This is a genomic window from Pantoea sp. R102 (assembly GCF_004916815.1).
In the GTDB taxonomy this organism is placed as follows: Bacteria; Pseudomonadota; Gammaproteobacteria; order Enterobacterales; family Enterobacteriaceae; genus Pantoea; species Pantoea dispersa.
On record NZ_SDFT01000079.1, the window covers coordinates 1 to 19,853 of the forward strand.

15 protein-coding genes and 1 pseudogene are annotated in these 19,853 nt (G+C 57.4%); 8 read left to right on the forward strand and 8 right to left on the reverse strand.

The annotated features are described in order from the left end of the window. The 7 genes and pseudogenes from ERD80_RS09670 to folA form a co-directional block, all read left to right on the forward strand. Window positions 1–186 (forward strand): annotated as a pseudogene (locus ERD80_RS09670) (peptidylprolyl isomerase); the annotation flags it as partial. Next, complete coding sequence (ispH, locus tag ERD80_RS09675; RefSeq protein WP_021507596.1) at window positions 167–1,120, forward strand: 4-hydroxy-3-methylbut-2-enyl diphosphate reductase; 954 nt, start codon at window positions 167–169, stop codon at window positions 1,118–1,120. The pseudogene ERD80_RS09670 and the gene ispH, both read left to right, overlap by 20 nt. Window positions 1,121–1,343: 223 nt before the next feature. Continuing rightward, window positions 1,344–2,159 carry a 4-hydroxy-tetrahydrodipicolinate reductase gene (gene dapB, locus ERD80_RS09680; RefSeq protein WP_021507594.1) on the forward strand — a complete coding sequence of 272 codons (816 nt, stop codon included), beginning with the start codon at window positions 1,344–1,346 and terminating at the stop codon, window positions 2,157–2,159. A gap of 470 nt (window positions 2,160–2,629) precedes the next feature. Next, window positions 2,630–3,778, forward strand: a complete 1,149-nt coding sequence (carA, locus tag ERD80_RS09685; RefSeq protein WP_031279710.1) for a glutamine-hydrolyzing carbamoyl-phosphate synthase small subunit — start codon at window positions 2,630–2,632, stop codon at window positions 3,776–3,778. 13 nt (window positions 3,779–3,791) lie between these two features. After that, the gene (gene carB, locus ERD80_RS09690; RefSeq protein ID WP_136546707.1) at window positions 3,792–7,016 is read left to right on the forward strand and encodes a carbamoyl-phosphate synthase large subunit; all 3,225 of its coding nucleotides are present in this window, start codon (window positions 3,792–3,794) and stop codon (window positions 7,014–7,016) included. Between the two features lie 229 nt (window positions 7,017–7,245). Next, the gene (locus ERD80_RS09695) at window positions 7,246–8,394 is read left to right on the forward strand and encodes an autotransporter domain-containing protein (protein ID WP_193752256.1); all 1,149 of its coding nucleotides are present in this window, start codon (window positions 7,246–7,248) and stop codon (window positions 8,392–8,394) included. Between the two features lie 287 nt (window positions 8,395–8,681). Continuing rightward, window positions 8,682–9,164, forward strand: coding sequence for a type 3 dihydrofolate reductase (folA, locus tag ERD80_RS09700; RefSeq protein WP_031279709.1), 483 nt, complete (start codon window positions 8,682–8,684; stop codon window positions 9,162–9,164). Window positions 9,165–9,340: 176 nt separating this feature from the next. Here folA and apaH read toward each other — a convergent pair whose 3' ends face one another. Genes apaH through lptD form a run of 6 tightly spaced genes read right to left on the reverse strand, consistent with a single transcriptional unit; the run spans window position 9,341 to window position 16,166 of the window. Further along, window positions 9,341–10,210, reverse strand: a complete 870-nt coding sequence (gene apaH / locus ERD80_RS09705; protein WP_058759644.1) for a bis(5'-nucleosyl)-tetraphosphatase (symmetrical) ApaH — start codon at window positions 10,208–10,210, stop codon at window positions 9,341–9,343. A gap of 52 nt (window positions 10,211–10,262) precedes the next feature. Continuing rightward, a complete protein-coding gene (gene apaG, locus ERD80_RS09710) occupies window positions 10,263–10,640 on the reverse strand; it encodes a Co2+/Mg2+ efflux protein ApaG (protein ID WP_021507588.1) in 378 nt (125 codons plus the stop codon). Window positions 10,641–10,644: 4 nt separating this feature from the next. Continuing rightward, window positions 10,645–11,469, reverse strand: coding sequence for a 16S rRNA (adenine(1518)-N(6)/adenine(1519)-N(6))-dimethyltransferase RsmA (gene rsmA, locus ERD80_RS09715; RefSeq protein WP_021507587.1), 825 nt, complete (start codon window positions 11,467–11,469; stop codon window positions 10,645–10,647). Beyond that, the gene (gene pdxA / locus ERD80_RS09720; protein ID WP_059010320.1) at window positions 11,462–12,454 is read right to left on the reverse strand and encodes a 4-hydroxythreonine-4-phosphate dehydrogenase PdxA; all 993 of its coding nucleotides are present in this window, start codon (window positions 12,452–12,454) and stop codon (window positions 11,462–11,464) included. The genes rsmA and pdxA overlap by 8 nt, the downstream gene beginning before the upstream one ends. Next, window positions 12,444–13,739 (reverse strand): peptidylprolyl isomerase SurA, encoded by a 1,296-nt coding sequence (gene surA, locus ERD80_RS09725; protein WP_031279707.1) that lies wholly within the window; start codon window positions 13,737–13,739, stop codon window positions 12,444–12,446. The genes pdxA and surA overlap by 11 nt, the downstream gene beginning before the upstream one ends. A gap of 54 nt (window positions 13,740–13,793) precedes the next feature. Further along, a complete protein-coding gene (gene lptD, locus ERD80_RS09730) occupies window positions 13,794–16,166 on the reverse strand; it encodes an LPS assembly protein LptD (protein ID WP_248295848.1) in 2,373 nt (790 codons plus the stop codon). Window positions 16,167–16,348: 182 nt separating this feature from the next. Here lptD and djlA point away from each other — a divergent pair, with 182 nt between their 5' ends. After that, window positions 16,349–17,161 carry a co-chaperone DjlA gene (djlA, locus tag ERD80_RS09735; protein WP_021312869.1) on the forward strand — a complete coding sequence of 271 codons (813 nt, stop codon included), beginning with the start codon at window positions 16,349–16,351 and terminating at the stop codon, window positions 17,159–17,161. 14 nt (window positions 17,162–17,175) lie between these two features. Here the strand turns inward: djlA and rluA are convergent, their stop codons facing one another. Then, window positions 17,176–17,835 carry a bifunctional tRNA pseudouridine(32) synthase/23S rRNA pseudouridine(746) synthase RluA gene (gene rluA, locus ERD80_RS09740; protein ID WP_021507583.1) on the reverse strand — a complete coding sequence of 220 codons (660 nt, stop codon included), beginning with the start codon at window positions 17,833–17,835 and terminating at the stop codon, window positions 17,176–17,178. Window positions 17,836–17,856: 21 nt separating this feature from the next. Next, the coding region (gene rapA / locus ERD80_RS09745; RefSeq protein WP_136546710.1) for an RNA polymerase-associated protein RapA at window positions 17,857–19,853 on the reverse strand (1,997 nt) is incomplete at its 5' end.

Sequence of the window (19,853 nt, forward strand, 5' to 3'; positions counted from 1 at the left end):
GGTGCCATCATGCTGTTCAGCGGCATGGGCGGCAGCGAGATGCCGGGCGTGATTCGTGAAATTTCCGGTGACTCGATTACCGTCGATTTCAACCATCCGCTGGCGGGTCAGCGCATTAAATTTGAGATTGAAGTGCTGGAGATCGATCCGGTGCTGGAGGCCAGCGATGCAAATCCTGTTAGCTAACCCACGCGGTTTCTGTGCAGGCGTCGACCGCGCTATCAGCATTGTCGAGCGGGCGCTGGAGATGTATGGCGCGCCAATTTACGTGCGCCATGAAGTGGTGCATAACCGCTACGTGGTCAGCAGTCTGCGCGAGCGCGGTGCGATCTTCATTGAAGAGATCAGTGAAGTTCCGGACAACGCCATCCTGATTTTCTCGGCACACGGCGTTTCCCAGGCGGTACGCGCCGAAGCGAAAGCGCGCAGCCTCACCATGCTGTTTGACGCCACCTGTCCGCTGGTGACCAAGGTGCATATGGAAGTGGCGCGTGCCAGCCGTAAAGGCGTGGAAGCGATCCTCATCGGCCACGCCGGCCATCCGGAAGTGGAAGGCACCATGGGTCAGTACAGCAACCCGAACGGCGGTATGTATCTGGTGGAGTCGCCAGAGGATGTGTTTAAGCTGCAGGTAAAAGATGAAAACAACCTGTGCTTTATGACGCAGACCACGCTGTCGGTGGATGATACCTCGGACGTGATCGATGCGCTGCGTCAGCGCTTCCCGGCAATCATCGGACCGCGTAAGGATGATATCTGCTATGCCACCACCAACCGCCAGGAAGCCGTGCGTGTGCTGGCGCAGGATGCGGAGGTGGTTCTGGTGGTCGGCTCGAAAAACTCCTCCAACTCGAATCGTCTGGCGGAACTGGCGCAGCGTGCCGGCAAGCTGGCGAAGCTTATTGATTCTGCGGATGATATTCAGGAAGAGTGGGTCAAAGGCGTGCAGTGTATCGGCGTTACCGCCGGCGCTTCGGCTCCGGATATTCTGGTGCAGCAGGTGATTCAGCGCCTGCGTGAGCTGGGCGGCGAAGCGGCAATTGAGCTGATTGGCCGTGAAGAGAATATCGTGTTTGAAGTGCCGAAAGAGCTGCGCGTCGACGTACGCAACGTGCAGTAAGCACTTCAATTTGCTGACAGAAACAGGCCGACAATGTTCGGCCTTTTCTTTATCCTTTGTCACCTCAGCCGTGACTTCCAGCGGGCGGGATTGCTTTTACTGATAATCTATCGCGGCTGGCCTAAAATTCTTATTATCCCGTTATTATTGTGGCGTGACTGTTATCTGACCGTTAACCTGTTTACGCTTTGCATGCATAGTTTTGTATCAGGAATGAATAAATATGAGTGAAATCCGCATTGCTATTGTTGGTGCGCCGGGTCGCATGGGACGCAATCTGATTCAGGCCGCACAGCAGGCGGAAGGCGTGGTGTTAGGCGCGGCGCTGGCGCGCAGCGGTTCCTCGCTGCTGGGGGCGGATGCCGGTGAACTGGCGGGAATCGGCAAAACCGGCGTACGGGTGACCGACGATCTGCGGCAGGTGGTGAATGATTTCGATGTGCTGATCGATTTCACCCGTCCGGAAGGCACGCTGGAATATCTGGCGTTCTGCCGTCAGCATCAAAAAGCGATGGTGATTGGCACCACCGGTTTTGATGAAGCCGGTAAGGCAGCCATCCGTGAAGCAGCTGAAGAGATTGGCATCGTGTTTGCCGCTAACTTCAGCGTAGGCGTCAATCTGGTGCTTAACCTGTTACAGCAGGCGGCAAAAGTGATGGGCGACTATGCGGATATTGAGATTGTGGAAGCGCATCACCGCCACAAAGTGGATGCGCCATCAGGCACGGCGCTGGCGATGGGAGAGGCGATTGCCGACGCCATGCACTGGAAGCTGGATGAGCACGCGGTTTACGCGCGCGAAGGCCATACCGGCGAGCGCAAGGCGCAAACCATCGGATTTGCCACCGTGCGCGCGGGCGATATTGTCGGTGAGCACACCGCGATGTTTGCGGATATCGGCGAGCGTGTAGAGATTACGCACAAGGCTTCCAGCCGCATGACCTTCGCTAACGGAGCCGTTAAGGCTGCTGCATGGTTAAAAGACAAGAAATCTGGCCTTTATGATATGCGTGATGTGCTGGATTTATCGATGTTGTGAGTGTTGTGAACCATCGTGATGTGGTTATTTCAATCGGTAAGATATTGATTGAACAGGGCAATGTTTTCATTGCCCTTTATTTTGTCTGTAAAATGACAATCTTAAAGTGATTTTTGTTTATGATGGTTATTTTTGTGATTTATCTGCACGTTTTTTCATGTTGATTGGCTTTTTTTGACCGTTTGGTCAAAAATTTACGCGGTCAGCCGGTGTTTTGCCATTAATTGCGTCAGGCAACCGATTATTTATCGGAGATCTCTCACTATTTTGTCGCCTTGCTTCACTTTTAACATTCAGTAGCCCGAAATATACAAAAAAATAACCGCTCAGGGTAGACAATCACCAGGTCGATCATTAGAATGCGCGCAATTTGCCAAAAATCGAGCGGTCAGGCGGTTTTTGCATTGATTCAGCGCATCATTTTGAATTAATATGCAGATATTGTGACTGTTTATTCCCTGGAGGATGTTTTGATTAAGTCAGCGCTCTTGGTTCTGGAAGACGGAACCCAATTCCACGGTCGGGCCATCGGGGCAACGGGATCGGCAGTGGGGGAGGTCGTTTTCAATACGTCAATGACCGGTTATCAAGAAATCCTCACTGATCCTTCCTATTCCCGCCAGATCGTCACCCTCACTTATCCTCATATCGGCAACGTTGGTGCCAATGCCGCCGATGAAGAATCCAGTCAAATCCATGCTCAGGGCCTCGTCATCCGCGATCTGCCGCTGATTACCAGCAACTTCCGCAGCGAAGAGAGCCTGTCAGCCTATCTGCAGCGCAACAATATTGTCGGTATCGCCGATATCGATACGCGCAAACTGACGCGCCTGCTGCGTGAGAAAGGGGCGCTGAACGGCTGCATCATCGCCGGCGACAGCCCGGATGCGGCGCTGGCGCTGCAGAAAGCCCAGGCGTTTCCGGGCCTGAAAGGCATGGACCTGGCGAAAGAAGTGACTACGGCGGAAACCTACGCATGGCAGCAGGGGAGCTGGGCGCTGAAAGGCGGCCTGCCCGAGCAGCAAAGCGCTGACGCGCTGCCGTTCCACGTGGTGGCTTATGACTACGGCGCCAAGCGCAACATCCTGCGCATGCTGGTGGATCGCGGCTGTCGCCTGACGGTTGTCCCGGCGCAAACGCCGGCTGATGAAGTGCTGGCGCTGAATCCGGACGGGATTTTCCTGTCGAATGGCCCTGGCGACCCGGAGCCGTGCGACTACGCCATCAGTGCGATTCAGGCTTTCCTGAAGACCGACATTCCGGTGTTTGGTATCTGCCTTGGCCATCAGCTGCTGGCGCTGGCCAGCGGTGCGAAAACCGTGAAGATGAAGCTTGGCCATCACGGTGGCAACCATCCGGTGAAAGATCTCGATAACAACACCGTGATGATCACCGCGCAGAACCACGGTTTTGCCGTCGATGAAACCAACCTGCCGGCTAACCTGCGTGTGACCCATGTTTCCCTGTTTGACCAGACCGTACAGGGCATTCACCGCACCGACAAACCGGCGTTCAGCTTCCAGGGACATCCGGAAGCCAGCCCAGGCCCGCACGATGCGGCGCCGCTGTTCGATCACTTTATCGAACTGATCGAAGCTTACCGTTCTAACGCGAAGTAATCAGGAGCCCACGATGCCAAAACGTACTGACATAAAATCTATCCTGATCCTTGGCGCTGGCCCGATTGTGATTGGCCAGGCATGTGAATTCGACTATTCAGGTGCGCAGGCGTGTAAAGCGCTGCGTGAAGAGGGTTACCGCGTCATTCTGGTGAACTCCAACCCGGCCACCATCATGACTGACCCGGAAATGGCGGATGCGACCTACATCGAGCCTATCCACTGGGAAGTTGTGCGTAAAATCATTGAAAAAGAGCGCCCGGATGCGGTGCTGCCGACCATGGGTGGCCAGACCGCGCTGAACTGTGCGCTGGAGCTGGAGCGTCAGGGCGTGCTGGCCGAGTTTGGCGTGACCATGATTGGTGCCACCGCCGATGCGATTGATAAAGCCGAAGACCGTCGCCGCTTCGACGTGGCGATGAAGAGCATCGGCCTGGATACCGCACGTTCCGGTATCGCGCACACCATGGAAGAAGCGCTGGCGGTAGCGGAAGAGGTCGGTTTCCCGTGCATCATTCGTCCGTCATTTACCATGGGCGGCACCGGTGGCGGTATCGCTTACAACCGCGAAGAGTTTGAAGAGATTTGCGAGCGCGGCCTCGATCTGTCGCCAACCAATGAGCTGCTGATTGATGAGTCGCTGATTGGCTGGAAAGAGTACGAGATGGAAGTGGTGCGTGATAAAAACGACAACTGCATCATCGTCTGCTCGATCGAAAACTTTGACGCCATGGGGATTCACACCGGTGACTCCATCACCGTGGCGCCAGCCCAAACGCTGACGGACAAAGAGTATCAAATCATGCGTAACGCCTCGCTGGCGGTACTGCGTGAAATCGGTGTCGAAACCGGCGGTTCCAACGTCCAGTTCTCGGTGAACCCGAAAGATGGCCGCCTGATCGTCATTGAGATGAACCCGCGCGTGTCGCGTTCTTCAGCGCTGGCCTCGAAAGCGACCGGCTTCCCGATTGCCAAAGTCGCGGCCAAGCTGGCGGTGGGCTTTACTCTCGATGAACTGATGAACGACATCACCGGTGGCCGTACGCCGGCCTCGTTCGAGCCGTCCATCGACTACGTCGTCACCAAGATTCCCCGCTTCAACTTCGAGAAGTTTGCCGGTGCCAATGACCGTCTGACCACGCAGATGAAATCAGTCGGTGAAGTGATGGCGATTGGCCGCACGTTCCAGGAGTCGATGCAGAAAGCGCTGCGCGGTCTGGAAGTGGGCGCCAGCGGCTTCGACCCGAAAGTGGATCTGGATGATGGCGAAGCCCTGACCCGTATCCGCCGCGAGCTGAAAGATGCCGGTTCTGACCGCATCTGGTATATCGCTGATGCGTTCCGTGCCGGCATGTCGGTCGACGGCGTGTTCAACCTGACCAACGTTGACCGCTGGTTCCTGGTGCAGATTGAAGAGCTGGTGCGCCTGGAAGAGCAGGTGGCGCGCGAAGGTGTCAACTCGCTGAGCGCGGATTTCCTGCGTGCGCTGAAGCGTAAAGGCTTTGCCGATGTGCGTCTGGCAACGCTGGCGGGCGTGGCGGAGAGTGAAATCCGCAAGCTGCGTCATCAGTTCAACCTGCATCCGGTTTACAAGCGCGTGGATACCTGTGCGGCAGAGTTCGCCACGGACACCGCCTACATGTACTCCACCTATGAAGAAGAGTGCGAAGCCAATCCTAATCAGGATCGCGACAAAATCATGATTCTGGGCGGCGGGCCAAACCGTATCGGTCAGGGCATTGAGTTCGATTACTGCTGCGTGCATGCAGCGCTGGCGCTGCGTGAAGACGGTTACGAAACCATTATGGTCAACTGTAACCCGGAAACCGTGTCAACCGATTACGACACCTCAGACCGTCTCTACTTCGAGCCGTTAACGCTGGAAGACGTGCTGGAGATCGTGCGCATCGAGCAGCCAAAAGGCGTTATCGTGCAGTACGGTGGCCAGACGCCGCTGAAGCTGGCGCGCGCGCTGGAAGCGGCTGGCGTACCGGTGATTGGTACCAGCCCGGATGCCATTGACCGCGCGGAAGACCGTGAGCGTTTCCAGCAGGCGGTGGATCGCCTGAAGCTGAAACAGCCGGCTAACGCCACGGTGGCGACGCTGGAACAGGCGGTAGAGAAAGCCGCAGGGATTGGCTATCCGCTGGTGGTGCGTCCTTCTTATGTGCTGGGCGGCCGGGCGATGGAAATCGTCTATGACGAAGTGGATCTTAAGCGCTACTTCCAGACTGCGGTGTCCGTGTCCAACGATGCGCCAGTGCTGCTGGATCGCTTCCTCGATGACGCGGTGGAAGTGGACGTCGATGCGATTTGCGACGGCGAACGCGTGCTGATTGGCGGCATCATGGAACATATCGAGCAGGCGGGCGTGCACTCCGGTGACTCGGCCTGTTCGCTGCCGGCGTACACCCTGAGCACTGAGATTCAGAACGTGATGCGCCAGCAGGTGGAAAAGCTGGCGTTCGAACTCAACGTACGTGGCCTGATGAACGTGCAGTTTGCGGTCAAGGACAACGAAGTTTACCTGATTGAGGTGAACCCACGTGCCGCGCGTACCGTGCCGTTTGTCTCCAAAGCCACCGGCGTGCCGCTGGCAAAAGTGGCTGCGCGTGTGATGGCTGGCAAAACCCTGGCTGAACAGGGCGTGACCGAAGAGGTGATTCCGCCGTATTACTCGGTGAAAGAAGTGGTGCTGCCGTTCAACAAATTCCCGGGCGTGGACCCGATTCTTGGTCCGGAAATGCGTTCGACCGGTGAAGTGATGGGCGTGGGCCGCACCTTCGCGGAAGCATTCAGCAAAGCTATGCTGGGCGCGCAGAGCAATATGAAGAAGCAGGGACGTGCGTTGCTGTCGGTGCGTGAAGGCGACAAGAAACGTATTGTTGACCTGGCCGCGAAGCTGCAGAAATTTGGCTTCGAGCTGGATGCGACGCACGGTACCGCCGTGGTGCTGGGTGAAGCCGGCATCAATCCGCGCCTGGTGAACAAGGTGCACGAAGGGCGTCCGCACATTCAGGATCGCCTGAAGAACGGTGAGTACACCTACATCGTCAATACCACCGCAGGACGCCAGGCGATTGAGGATTCGAAACTGATTCGCCGCAGCGCACTGCAGTACAAAGTGCATTACGACACCACGCTGAACGGTGGTTTTGCTACCGCGATGGCGCTGAATGCGGAGCCGACTGAAAAAGTGATTTCGGTGCAGGAAATGCACGCGCAGATTAAAGGCTAAACCGCCTGCTCTGTGACTAAACGGCCCCGCGCGGGCCGTTTTTTTTTGCCTGTTTTGCCTGTGCTGCATAAGGTTATACGTTACAAATCTATTGATTTGACATAATTTTTATCAGTTGATGCGAAACCAGTTACATTCAGGCGTATCCGCACAAAATTATAAATACCTCCCCGCTAAGCGCACCGTACTATTCCGCTGCTCAATCATAGAGCGCTCACCTTTACGGGATATAAAAATGAAAATGCGTGCTTTCACTCTCAGCGCAGTGGCTGCGTTACTTGTTGCTGCACCTCTCGCCAGTCAGGCGGAAATCACCCTGCTGAAGCAGGATCCGCAGGCCGGCGATCCGCTTAGCCGTCTTGATTTCAAAGTGGGCGGCAGTATTCGTCCGCAGTATCTGCATCAGAACGGGGTTAACGATAAATCGTATAAGCGTAACGGCTACGACGGCGGTTCACGTTTCCGCTTCAGCGCCAACTACTACCTGTTTGACGATGTCAGCTGGGTGGGTTACTACGAGCTGGGCGTTAACTTCCCGGCCTGGTGGGGCTGGGATAACCACTATGCGGACGGCGCCCATAACACCACGCGTCGCCAGCTGTATACCGGTTTCAAAAGCGCATCGCTGGGCGAGCTCTATTTTGGCCAGCAGAACAGCGTTTATTACGATGTCGTCGGCGCTAAAACCGATATCTGGGACTACGATATGCTGGCCCAGGCACCGGGTAACGGCATTAATGGTGACTACGACGGATCTTACCGCTCGCGCAAGATGCTGAAGTATAAAAACACCTTTGGCGATGCGGATGTCTATGCCGCTTATCTGTTTGAAGATGACGACTATCTGCCGGGCAACGGCCTGCGCTACAAGCGTAAGGGCGGCGGTTCGCTGGGTGTGAACTATCACATCACCAAAGATCTGGCGTGGGGCACCGCGTGGAACTACACCCGCGCGGATATCCGCAATCCGGGCAATGGTGACAGCAAGCGTTACGACCAGAATATCTACGGCACCGCGCTGAGCTGGACGCCGGACAACTGGACGCTGTCCGCCGGTGCAGGCTGGTATCAGAACTTCTCGCCAACCAAACTCAACACCGTTAACAACTACTTCGCGGATGATGCGTGGGGCGTTGAATACTTCGCCGGTTATAAATTCCCGATCGGCCAGTATGCTGTGAAGAGCATCCAGCCGTACTTCATGGGCGATCGCCTGGAGTTCGTCAATGGACGTAACTACAAGCGTATCGATAACGGCGTGGGCGTCAGCGCGCAGCTCGACTACGGTTTCCGCGTCGACTACGAGTACGTGATCACCTCCAGTACCGATAAATCACTGGGTAACGTTAATCTGGTGCGCCTGCGCTACGATTTCTGATGCGTAAATCAACGGCTCCTGCGGGAGCCGTTTTTTTGGGGCGGACACAGTGCGCTTTTCTTTACACAGCGCGCGGTCAGCGCGGAGCATCACCCTGAGTTGTAGCGCCTTCACCGCGAATTCTGGCGGCTCTTTCCGCTAACGGCCGCAAAGCCGGAGTAAAACTCTGTCGCTCAGACAAAACGCCGAGCCAAGCGGGCTTTACGTAAATAGCACGGTCGTCCTATCGACGAAAGTTTCACCTTTACGTATCATTGCGCCAATTTTTTTCCTGTAGGTCTTTTAACATGATTAGTTTGATCGCGGCACTGGCAGCAGATCGTATTATTGGCATGGAAAACGCCATGCCATGGCACCTGCCTGCCGACCTCGCGTGGTTCAAGCGCAACACGCTGAACAAACCGGTGATTATGGGCCGTCTGACCTTTGAATCGATTGGTCGCCCGTTACCGGGACGCCTGAATATTGTGGTCAGCAGCCAGCCCGGCAACCATGACGGCGTGACCTGGGTGACGTCGCCGGAAGAAGCGATTGCCGCAGCGGGTGAGGCAGAAGAGATCATGGTGATTGGCGGTGGCCGGATTTATGCGCAGATGCTGGCGCGCGCCGATCGTCTCTATCTGACGCATATCGATGCGGAAGTGGAAGGCGACACCCAGTTCCCGGATTACGAGCCGGACGAGTGGCAGTCGACGTTCAGTGAGTTCCACGATGCCGATGCGCAGAATTCGCACAGTTACTGCTTTGAGATTCTGGATCGCCGCCGTTGATTGTGGCCAGTTGCGTATGAATGCGCAGCCTGTAAAGACAGGGATCAATTGCTGTTTATGACGCGATAAACCCGTGCGATATCAGGCTGATGGCTGCCTCGGTACAGATTGTCGCTGTAGGGTCGCCATTTATGGCGACCGAAAAAAAGCCCCGCTAACGTCGCGGGGCTTTTTGTTTACTGCATATCGCTCAGGGGGGAGGGCGCATTCACCGCGCTTTCCGCCATGGCCTGGTCACGGTTCGAGACCTGGGTGTAATACTGGCCGCTCTCCCAGTGCAGCAGGGTCAGCGTTCCGCCCCAGCAGCAGCCGGTGTCGAGCCCGATCACATGCTCTGGCGTGCCTTTTCCTTCCAGCGAAGCCCAGTGACCAAAGATTTGCGTATAATCGCTGCTGATTTTGCCGGGCACCTGGAACCACGGTTTCAGCGGCGGCGGCGCTGAGGCGGGTGCCTCTTTGCAGATCATATCGAGCTGACCATTGGGGAAACAGAAGCGCATGCGCGTCAGCGCATTGGTGCTGAAACGCAGGCGCGCCAGTCCGCTCAGTTCCGGTGTCCAGTTGTTCGGCATGTCGCCATACATGGCATCGAGAAACAGCGGATAGCTGTCGCTGGATAAGACCGCCTCAACTTCGCGCGCGCACTGCTGTGCCGTCTCCAGATCCCACTGCGGCGTAATGCCAGCATGCGCCATCAGCAGCTTTTTCTCTTCATCCACCTGCAGCAGCGGCTGGCGCCGCAGCCAGTTAATCAGCTCGTCGGCATCGTCCGCTTCCAGCAGGGGCGTCAGGCGATCCTTGGGCTTGTTACGGCTGATACCGGCATACACTGCCAGCAAATGCAGGTCATGGTTGCCCAGCACCATGCGCACACAGTCTCCGAGCGACCTGACGTAGCGCAGTACCTCAAGCGAACCCGGACCGCGCGCCACCAGGTCGCCGGTCAGCCATAGCTCGTCCTGTTGCGCATCAAAATTGACCTGCGCCAGCAGCGCACGTAATTCGTCATAACAGCCGTGAATATCGCCAATCAGGTATGTACTCATTAAGTCAGTCCGATGAAAACGCGCCGCCCGGACGGGCCGGGCGGAGGAGGAATTAGTGAATGTGGGTTTGCACCGCGAGGCGGAACACCGGAATCTCCACGTGGAAGGTCTCGCCCTCTTCGTCGATCATCACATAGTGTCCCTGCATGGTGCCCATCGGCGTTTCCAGAACCGCACCGCTGGTGTACTGAAACTCATTGCCGGGCGCGATATGCGGCTGCTCACCGACCACGCCTTCACCCTGCACTTCGGTCTCGCGCCCGTTGCCATTAGTGATCAGCCAGTAGCGACTGCGCAGCTGCACGCTGTTGCGCCCGAGATTACGAATAGTGATGGTGTAGGCGAACACGTAGCGATCCTCATCGGGAGAGGATTGCGATTCCACATACTGACTCAGTACCTGAACACAAACGCGGGCCAGTTCACTCATGCACTCAGTTCTCCGCAGATTCAGCCTGATGATTGCCCAGCCAGTTTGCCAGCTGGCAATACTGCGCCACGGTGACATTTTCTGCCCGCAGCGAGGCGTCGATGTTGAGTTCATCCAGCGCACCGGCCGTGAACAGGTGTCCCAGGCTGTTACGCAGGGTTTTGCGTCGCTGACCAAACGCTTCGGTGGTGATACGGCTCAGTAAACGCACATCGCTGACCGGATACGGTGGCTGGGTAAAGGGCACCAGACGCACTACCGCCGAATCCACTTTCGGTGGCGGGGTGAACGATTGTGGTGGCACTTCCAGCACCGGAATCACCTGACAATAATATTGCGCCATCACGCTGAGACGCCCGTAAGCTTTGCTGCCCGGGCCGGCTACCAGACGGTTAACCACCTCTTTCTGCAGCATGAAGTGCATATCTTTAATCGAACCAGTATAGCTGAAAAGGTGGAACATCAGCGGCGTCGAGATGTTGTACGGCAGGTTGCCAAACACGCGCAACGGCTGACCCTGCTCCTTTGACAGCGCAGAGAAGTCGAAGGTCATCGCATCCTGCTGATAAATTGTCAGCTTAGGACCGAGGAACGGGTGCGTCTGCAAACGCGCGGCAAGGTCGCGGTCCAGCTCGACGACAGTCAGCGCATCAAGACGCTCGCCCACCGGCTCGGTTAACGCACCCAGCCCTGGGCCAATCTCCACCATGGCTTCACCCTTTTGCGGATGAATAGCGGAGACGATGCTGTCGATAATGTACTGATCGTTCAGGAAGTTCTGCCCGAAACGTTTACGGGCGTAGTGCCCCTGATGGACGCGATTATTCATTACTGCTCTTGATCATAGTGATGGCGAGGTTAAGCGCCGTAATAAAGCTGCCCGGCTCTGCGCTGCCCAGACCGGCGAGTTCCAGCGCGGTGCCGTGGTCAACAGATGTACGGATAAATGGCAGGCCGAGGGTGATATTCACCGCGCGACCAAATCCCTGAAATTTTAGCACCGGCAGGCCCTGGTCGTGATACATCGCCAGCACCGCATCAGCGTGCTGCAGATATTTCGGCTGAAACAGCGTATCGGCCGGTAACGGACCGGTGAGCTGCAGGCCCTGCTGGCGCAGTTCGTCGAGCGCCGGGATGATGGTATCGATCTCTTCACGGCCCATATGACCGCTTTCGCCAGCATGCGGGTTGAGGCCGCAGACAAAAATATGCGGCTGCGGAATGCCAAACTTACGCTGCAAATCCTGATGCAGAATGGTGATCACTTCATGCAGGCTGTCACGGGTGATGGCGTCCGCGACATCTTTCAGCGGCAGATGCGTGGTGGCCAGCGCCACGCGCAACGCTTCGGTCGCCAGCATCATCACCACGCGATCGCCACCGGCGCGCTCAGCAAAGAACTCGGTGTGGCCGGTGAAGGGGATGCCGGCGTCATTGATCACGCCTTTGTGTACCGGACCGGTCACCAGCGCGGCAAACTCGCCGCTGAGGCAGCCGTCGCAGGCGCGGGCCAGCGTCTCCAGTACGTAATGACCGTTGGCGACCGTCAGTTCGCCGGCAGTCACCGGCTGCGCCGTCGCGATGGGCAGCAGCGTCAGCGTACCGGCCTGCTGCGGCTGCGGTGCCACGCCGGGCTGATAGTCACGCAGCGTCAGCGGCAAACCCAGTTGAGCCGCGCGCTGGCGCAGCACGTCGCCATCTGCGCACACCACCAGCTCAACCGGCCAGTCACGCTGAGCCAGCGCAACGGCGAGATCGGGACCAATCCCGGCGGGTTCGCCGGGCGTGATCGCCACACGATAATTACTGACCATTGCCATCCAGAATCTTCACGTAAGCACTGGCGCGCTGTTCCTGCATCCAGGTTTGCGCTTCTTCGGCAAACTTACGGTTGAACAGCAGACGGTACGCGCGCTCTTTCTGCGCGGCATCGGTTTTATCCACCTGGCGGGTATCCAGCAGCTGAATCAGGTGCCAGCCGAAGGAGGAGTGCACCGGCGCACTGACCTGGCCTTTCTGCAGCTTCAGCAGCGCATCACGGAACGCCGGATCGTAGATTTCCGGTGACGCCCAGCCGAGGTCGCCGCCCTGGTTCGCGGAACCCGGATCGTCGGAGAACTGTTTCGCGGCAGCGGCGAAGGTGGTTTTGCCACTCTTGATGTCTGCGGCGATCTGTTCAATCTTCTGACGTGCCTGATCGTCGGTAAGGATCGGTGACGGCTTCAGCAGAATGTGGCGGGCATGCACCTCGGTAACCGAGATGTTTTTGCTCTCACCGCGCAGGTCGTTCACTTTCAGGATATGGAAGCCAACGCCGGAGCGGATTGGGCCGACGATGTCGCCTTTCTTCGCGCTGCTCAGCGCCTGCGAGAACAGCGTTGGCAGCTCTTCAATTTTGCCCCAGCCCATGTTGCCGCCTTTCAGCGCCTGCGGATCGGCAGAGTAGGTCACGGCCAGTTTACCGAAATCGGCACCGCCTTTCAGTTCGCCCACCAGCTGACGCGCCAGCGCTTCCTGGTCATCAACCTGCTGCTGAGTGGGATTTTCCGGCAGCGGCAGCAGAATCTGACTGATGTTAAGTTCGGTGCCCTGGGTATTCTGCGAGCCAATCTGCTTAGCCAGCGTATCCACTTCCTGCGGCAGAATGGTGACGCGACGGCGCACTTCATTGTTACGCACTTCAGAGATCAGCATCTCTTTGCGGATCTGTGCGCGATAATCGTTGTAGTTCATCCCGTCATAGGCCAGACGGCTGCGCAGCTGATCAACGCTCATGCGATTCTGCGCGGCGATGTTCTGGATCGCCTGATCCAGTTGCTGATCGCTCACCTGCAGACCGGCTTTTTCGCCCATCTGCAGAATGATGGCGTCCATGACCTGGCGTTCAAGGATCTGATGACGCAGGGTTTTGTCATCCGGCAGCTGCTGACCAGCCTGCTGCGCCTGTGACTTCACCGTGCGCAGCATGTTGTCTACGTCACTTTCCAGCACCACGCCGTTGTTCACGACTGCGGCAACTTTATCGACCATCTGTGGGGCTGCGAACGCAGTGTTAGCGGTGATCGCCACACCAAGAATCAGCATTCTCCAGTTCTTCATACTTTATCCATTGTTGTTTCCGCACTGCGGGATAGCCTGTCAAATATCACAACATCAGAAAGCGCGCTGATAAGGGATGATGCCCTGACGCAGCATTTCATTGGTGCCTAAGCCATAGTTAGAACTCAGACCACGCAGCTCAATGTTGAATGAGATTTGGTTGTCATACTTGCTGTCGTTGTTTTCCCAACCGTTGATCTTGCGTTCGTAACCCAGACGAATGGCGTAGCAGCAGGAGCTGTACTGCAGACCGACTAACTGCTCGGCCGGACGGCTGTTGCGGGTGTCATAGTAGTAACCCCCCACCAGCGACCAGGCATCGGCAATCGGCCAGCTGGCCGTGGCGCCCACCTGCGAGATACCATTTTTGTAGATCGGATTAGTGACATAGCTGGGGTTATTCAACGCCTGCGCCACATACTCCGGGCTGCTGTAGCGGTAGCTCAGCTGCACCATACGGTCGGCATCACGACGGTATTCCACAATGGCATTGCCCTGGGAAACGTTGTCCAGCCGCGTATCGTATTGCAAGCCACCGCGCACGCCCCAGCGATCGCTGACTTTCCAGTAAGTATCACCCGCCCACACCAGGCTACCGGTATCATCTTCTTTATTCGTCTGGTTTACGCCGGTACGAGACGGGGTAAACGAGTAGATTTGACCCACGGAAACGTTAAAACGTTCAACCAGATCGTTATCATAAATACGCGTGGTCACGCCGGTCGCCACTTCGTTAGACGAAGCGATACGATCGAGGCCGCTGTAGGTGCGATCGCGGAACAGGCCGGTGTAGTCGGTCTGCAGCAGCGTGGAGTCGTACGGATAGATGTTGCTCTGGTTGCGGTACGGGATATACAGGTACTGCACGCGCGGTTCCAGCGTCTGGGTGTAGCCTTCGGCCCAGTCCATATTGCGGTCAAATACCAGGCGACCATCTACCTTGAACTGCGGCAGGGTGCGGTTGACCGACTCTTTCAGCTGATTGGTGCGGGTGGTATCGATATTTTCGTTGTAGTAGTTAACGTTATCCTGCTGGTAATGCGTCGCCAGCAGCTTTGCCTCGGTATCCAGGCTGGCCCAGCCGTTGGACAGCGGCAGGTTGAGCGTTGGCTCGATGTGCAAACGTGTCGCTTCCGGCATTCGGTTACTGACGTTAGTGAACTTCACCGCCTGCGCATAGATGCGACCGTCAAACGGCCCGATATCGTTCTGGTACAGATTGACATCCAGCTGCGGCATGGCCCGGTACACGTTCTGGCTGCTGGTATTACCAAACACCTGGAAGTCTTTGCTGGACAGCGTCGCATCCCAGTTGGTGTCAGCGTAGCCTACGCTGAATTTCTGCGTGGCGTAGCCGTCAGTCGAGCTGTAGTACTTCGAATCCAGGTCGTTGAAGTAATAAGGATCGCTGACTTTGGTGTAGTCCGCGTTGAAGCGCCAGTGCTGATCGTAGACGCCGGAGTGACGCCAGTAGAACAGCCAGCGGTCGTCGTTGCTGTCGTTCTGCACCGACGGTCGCGCGGCTTTGTCTTTGTTGTACTGATTGTCAGACGGCAGATAGTCCAGCTCTAACAGGCCGGCACCAAACTGCGTCAGGTAGCGGAACTCGTTCTGCAACTGCAGACCGCGCTTGCTCATGTAGTGCGGCGTAATGATGGCATCGGCCTGAGGCGCGATGTTCCAGTAGTACGGCAGCATGAATTCGAAGCCGTTGTTGCTGCCGTATTTCGCGTTGGGGATCAGGAAGCCGGAGCGGCGGCGGTCGCCAATCGGCAGTTGCAGATACGGGCTGTAAAACACCGGCACGTTGCCGAGTTTGAAGCGCGCATTCCAGATCTCCGCCACTTCTTCTTCACGGTCCTGAATCACTTCCGAACCGACCACGCTCCAGCTGTTGGAACCCGGCAGACAGGAGGTAAAGCTGCCGTTTTCCAGAATGGTATAGCGGTTATTACCGCGCAGTTTCATCTGGTCAGCATCACCGCGACCCTGACGGCCGACCATCTGATAATTACCGTTCCACACGTTGGTGTCTTTGGTGTTCAGATTGGACCAGGCTTTCGGACCTTTCAGGATGACCTGGTTGTCGTCATAGTGCACATTACCCAGCGCATCGACGGTACGCACCGGCGTCGTTTGTCCGTCCTGCTGACGCTGATGCAACTGCATCTCGTCGGCAACCAGACGGCTGTTCCCCTGCTGCACATCAACATTGCCGGTGAACACCGCGTCGTTCGGATAGTTCCCTTTTGCTGAGTCAGAGTTGATGGTTACCGGCAGCGAATTCGCGTCGCCACTGACCAGCGGACGGTTGTAGCTCGGCACGCCCAGCATACACTGTGACATCAGATCGTCGGCCAGTGCATGCTGACTATAAAGCGCTGCACCAATCATGGTAGCCAGCAGGGTAGGTATACGTTTTTTCATACGCGGTTTCGATAATTCCATGAAAACTGGCATCATGCCGACAATCCGGACAGAGACTAACGTACCGCCCGGCGTTGCGCCAGTGTTAATCCTGCTCTGCCTGCGTTGCCGTTAGGCGCGGAGATAAATGACAGGTATGATAATGCAATTTTCAGCCGCAAGCATGGCGAATTGAGGAGTTTATGCGCTACTGGGGAAAAGTTATTGGTCTGGCTCTCGGCTTACTTTCCGGAGCAGGCTTTTGGGGCATCGTACTGGGTCTGATCATTGGTCATCTGTTTGACAAAGTGCGCAGCGTAAAAGGACAGGGCTACTTCGCCAACAATCAGGCGCGTCAGACGCTGTTCTTCAGCACCACGTTCCAGGTGATGGGCCATCTGACCAAGTCAAAAGGGCGCGTCACCGAAGCGGATATCCAGATTGCCTCTTTATTTATGGATCGCATGCAGCTGCATGGCGAGGCGCGTACTGCGGCGCAGCGTGCGTTTCGTGAAGGTAAACAGAGCGAATATCCGTTACGTAACAAACTGCGCGAGCTGCGCAGCGCCTGCTTTGGCCGTTTCGATCTGATTCGGATGTTTCTGGAAATTCAAATCCAGGCGGCGTTTGCTGATGGTTCGCTGCATCCCAACGAGCGTCAGGTGCTGTACGTCATCGCGGAAGAGCTGGGGATTTCCCGCGCGCAGTTCGATCAGTTCCTGCGCATGATGGAGGGCGGTCAGCAGTTTGGTGGCGGTTCCTCGTACGGCGGCGGCGCTTATCAGCAGGCGAAACGTGGCCCGACGCTGGAAGATGCCTGCAGCGTGCTGGGGGTGAAAAGCAGCGACGACAGCACCACCATCAAGCGCGCCTACCGCAAGCTGATGGCCGAGCACCATCCGGATAAGCTGGTGGCGAAAGGTCTGCCGCCGGAGATGATGGAGATGGCGAAGCAGAAAGCGCAGGAGATTCAGGCCGCGTACGACCTGATTCGCAAAGAGAAGGGCTTTAAATAAGGGGCTGCGGCCCCTTAAAAATCGGCCGGCTGGCGAAACGTCATGCTGTTGCCAAACGCCGGATGGGTAATGGTCAGCGATTCGGCGTGCAGCTGCAGGCGTGGCGCCATGGCTAACGCCTCGGGATGGGCATAGAAGCGATCGCCGAGAATCGGATGCCCCAGCGCCAGCAGATGCACGCGCAACTGGTGGGAACGGCCGGTGATCGGCTTCAGCTGCACCCGCGCGCTGTTATCGGCGTCATACGCCAGCACCTGATACTCCGTCTGCGCCGGCTTACCCAGCTCCACACTCACCATCTGCTTCGGCCGGTTAGGCCAGTCGCAAATCAGCGGCAGATCGATCATGCCCTGTTCCGCTGCCGGATGTCCCCAGACGCGCGCCACGTACTGCTTCGCGGGCTCGCGCTCGCGAAACTGCCGCTTCAGCTCGCGCTCAGCCGCCTTGGTCAGCGCCACCACAATCACACCGCTGGTGGCCATATCGAGCCGGTGCACCGACTCCGCCTGCGGAAAATCACGCTGGATGCGCGTCATCACGCTGTCCTTGTGCTCCTCAAGGCGGCCAGGCACCGACAGCAAACCGCTCGGCTTGTTAACCACCATGATGTGCTCGTCCTGATACAGAATATGCAGCCAGGGGTCGAGCGGCGGATTGTAGGGTTCCATCAGCATGATTCAGCGCGGCCTCAGCGATTATTGGTGTGTCACAACGATCAGACGCAGCGCATCCAGCCGCCAGCCGGCTTCACCGAGGCTGGCCAGCACCTGCTCGCGGTTGCTCTCCAGCGCATCAACCTCATCATCACGGATGTTGGGGTTGACCGCTTTCAGCGCTTCAAGGCGCGACAGCTCGGCGCTCAGCTTCTCATCGGCTTCGGCTTTGGCCGCCGCAATTAGCGCCTGCGCTTCCGGCACGATGACTTTTTCCGCCTGCGTCAGGATGTGATGCACATCCTGCTGCACCGCGTTCACCAGCTTGCTGCCGGTATGGCGGTTGACTGCGTTGAGCTGACGGTTAAAGCTTTCGAACTCCACCTTGCCGGCGAGGTTATTTCCGGCGCGATCCATCAGCAGGCGGACCGGCGTGGGCGGCAGGAAGCGGGTAAGCTGCAGGTGCTTCGGCGCCTGTGCTTCGACCACATAGATCATCTCTACCAGCAGCGTGCCCACCGGCAGCGCCTTGTTCTTCAGCAGCGACAGCGCACAGCTGCCGGTATCGCCGGAGAGAATCAGGTCGAGACCGTTGCGAATCAGCGGATGTTCCCAGGTAATGAACTGGGTATCTTCGCGTGACAGCGCCTGGTTACGGTTAAAGGTTACGGTGCAGCCATCTTCCGGCAGGCCGGGGAAATCCGGCACCAGCATGTGGTCCGACGGCGTCAGGACGATCAGGTTATCGCTGCGATCTTCCTGGTTGATCCCGACGATATCAAACAGGTTGAGCGCAAAGTTCACCAGCTCGGTGTCGTTATCCTGCTCGCCGATGGCATCGGCCAGCGCCTGCGCGGCTTCGCCGCCGTTTGAGTTCAGCTCCAGCAGACGGTCGCGCCCCTGCTCCAGCTGCGCCTTCAGCGTATCATGCTGTTTGCGGCTCTGGGCGATAAAGTCGTCCAGCCCCTGCGGGTTGTCCGGCGCGGCCAGATACTCAATCAGCTGCGGGTAGGCGCTGTCGTAGATGGTGCGGCCGGTCGGGCAGGTGTGCTCAAACGCGTCCAGCCCTTCGTGGTACCAGCGCAGCAGCACCGCCTGGGCGGTTTTCTCCAGCCATGGCACCAGAATCTGGATGTCATGCAGCTGGCCGATACGATCGAGACGGCCGATACGCTGCTCGAGCAGATCCGGGTTAAACGGTAAATCGAACATCACCAGCCGGCTGGCGAACTGGAAGTTACGCCCTTCCGAGCCGATCTCCGAACACAGCAGCACCTGGGCGCCATCTTCCTGCGAAGCGAAGAAGGCGGCCGCGCGGTCGCGTTCGATAATCGATAGCCCTTCATGGAACACCGCGGCGCGGATGCCTTCACGCTCGCGCAGCACCTGCTCCAGCTGCAGCGCAGTGGCCGCTTTGGCGCAAATCACCAGCACTTTCTCTTTACGGTTGCTGGTGAGGTAGCCCATCAGCCACTCAACGCGCGGGTCGAAGTTCCACCAGGTGCCGCTGTCGCCTTCAAATTCCTGATAAATCTGCTCGGGATACAGCATGTCGCGCGCGCGCTCTTCCGCCGTTTTGCGCGCCGCCATAATGCCGGAGACTTTAATCGCCGTCTGATACTGCGCCGGCAGCGGCAGGCGAATCTGATGCATTTCGCGTTTCGGGAAACCCTTCACGCCGTTACGCGTGTTACGGAACAGCACGCGGCTGGTGCCGTGGCGATCCATCAGCATCGAAATCAGCTCTTTGCGCGCGTCGTCTTTGCCGTCGCGATCGCTGTTCGCCACCTGCAGCAGCGGCTCGATGTCCTGCTCGCCGACCAGGTCGTTGATCAGGTTCATCTCCTCTTTGCTGATGGCGTGATCGGCCAGCAGCGTACTGACGGCGTCAGCCACCGGGCGGTAGTGCTGCTGTTCGGCCACGAACTGCGCGAAATCGTGGAAACGATTCGGGTCCAGCAGACGCAGGCGGGCAAAGTGGCTCTCCATGCCGAGCTGTTCCGGCGTCGCGGTCAGCAGCAGCACGCCGGCGGTCTTTT

Coding starts and splice junctions, on each gene's coding strand:
- ispH (WP_021507596.1), top strand. CDS start 167: ATGCAAATCCTGTTAGCTAACCCACGCGGTTTCTGTGCAGGCGTCGAC.
- dapB (WP_021507594.1), top strand. CDS start 1,344: ATGAGTGAAATCCGCATTGCTATTGTTGGTGCGCCGGGTCGCATGGGA.
- carB (WP_136546707.1), top strand. CDS start 3,792: ATGCCAAAACGTACTGACATAAAATCTATCCTGATCCTTGGCGCTGGC.
- folA (WP_031279709.1), top strand. CDS start 8,682: ATGATTAGTTTGATCGCGGCACTGGCAGCAGATCGTATTATTGGCATG.
- apaH (WP_058759644.1), bottom strand. CDS start 10,210: ATGAGTACATACCTGATTGGCGATATTCACGGCTGTTATGACGAATTA.
- apaG (WP_021507588.1), bottom strand. CDS start 10,640: ATGAGTGAACTGGCCCGCGTTTGTGTTCAGGTACTGAGTCAGTATGTG.
- rsmA (WP_021507587.1), bottom strand. CDS start 11,469: ATGAATAATCGCGTCCATCAGGGGCACTACGCCCGTAAACGTTTCGGG.
- pdxA (WP_059010320.1), bottom strand. CDS start 12,454: ATGGTCAGTAATTATCGTGTGGCGATCACGCCCGGCGAACCCGCCGGG.
- surA (WP_031279707.1), bottom strand. CDS start 13,739: ATGAAGAACTGGAGAATGCTGATTCTTGGTGTGGCGATCACCGCTAAC.
- lptD (WP_248295848.1), bottom strand. CDS start 16,166: ATGAAAAAACGTATACCTACCCTGCTGGCTACCATGATTGGTGCAGCG.
- djlA (WP_021312869.1), top strand. CDS start 16,349: ATGCGCTACTGGGGAAAAGTTATTGGTCTGGCTCTCGGCTTACTTTCC.
- rluA (WP_021507583.1), bottom strand. CDS start 17,835: ATGCTGATGGAACCCTACAATCCGCCGCTCGACCCCTGGCTGCATATT.